General features: G+C 57.9%; 1 protein-coding gene. It reads right to left on the reverse strand.

Annotated elements, in window-relative coordinates; translation table 11 throughout:
- Positions 1 to 27: 27 nt before the first annotated feature.
- Positions 28 to 1,281 (reverse strand): cytochrome P450 (locus ACH4F2_RS36205; RefSeq protein WP_398136827.1); only part of this gene is annotated, 1,254 nt, incomplete at its 5' end.

The following is a 1,281-nucleotide window of genomic DNA, read 5'->3' on the forward strand; positions in this document are numbered from 1 at the left end:
CGCCGACGATGATCGCCCGTTGCGATGTCATGCGCTGGAAGTAGGCGTCAGGCGCACCATCATCTTGCTGATGCCCCGCACGAAATTCGACTGAACGTACTCGGGGTCGCCGACGACCTCGATGTTCTCGAAGCGGGGAAGCAACTCCTCCCACAGAATCCGCAGCTGCATTTCGGCCAGTCGATTGCCCATACACCGGTGTACACCGAATCCGAACGCGATGTGATTGCGCGCATTGGCGCGATCGATGATGAAATCATCAGGATTCTCGAAAACGCGTTCGTCGCGGTTACCCGAGGCGTACCACATCACCAGTTTGTCGCCCTTGCGGATGAATTGTCCGTTCAGAACGGTGTCGGCTTTGGCGATTCGGCGCATGTACGCCAATGGTGTTTGCCATCGGATGATTTCCGAGTTCATGTTGGGGATCAAATCGGGATTGGCCTTCAGTTTCTCGAACTGGTCGGGGAATTGGTTCAACGCAAGAACGCCACCGCTCATCGAGTTTCGCGTCGTGTCGTTGCCACCGACGATCAGCAGTACGAGGTTGCCCAGAAATTCCATCGGACGATCGATCAGATCCTTGGTGTCCTCGTTGCTCTGCAACATGGTGATCAGATCGAAACCGGACTCTTCCCCTACAGACCTCCTGGCTGCTTTGTCATGCCAGAGAGCGCTGAGGCCACGGGCCATGTCACGCATGCCTTCAAACACCTCGTCGTTGTCCGAGGGCCCACCGTTGGCTTGCTCCATCGAGGTTGCCAGATCAGACCAGTAGACGAGTTTGCGGCGTTGTTCGTAGGGGAAATCCAGAAGAGTTGCGAGCATCCGAGCTGTCAACTCGATCGAGACATTCTGAACCCAGTCGAACGGCTCGTTCAAGGGGAGGTCGTCCAGCACCTCCTGCACGCGTGATCGGATGAGTCCCTCCATCTCCCGGAGGTTCTTCGGTGCGACCACGCCTTGGACGGCAGCCCTCTGTCTGTCGTGGCGTGGTGGGTCCATCGCGATGAACATCTCGATATCGAGAAACCGGGGCGGGACGCCGATGACGATGAACGGCTCGGCGGAAAACAGCGCATGATTTTTGTCGACGGCCACGATATCGGCATGGCGCGTGACCGACCAGAACGGGCCGAACGGACTGTTGGGTTGGTAGTGAACCGGTGCCTCGTTGCGCACCCGTTCGAAGTACGACTGCCACCGCCCTTGTCTGTAAAGGAAGGGGTTACTGAGGTCGATGTCGGCGAGCTCGACATCCTCGACCGGTGGGATGGGACT

Origin of the sequence: Streptomyces sp. NPDC017890 (assembly GCF_044328675.1) — a bacterium.
Classification (GTDB): domain Bacteria; phylum Actinomycetota; class Actinomycetes; order Streptomycetales; family Streptomycetaceae; genus Streptomyces.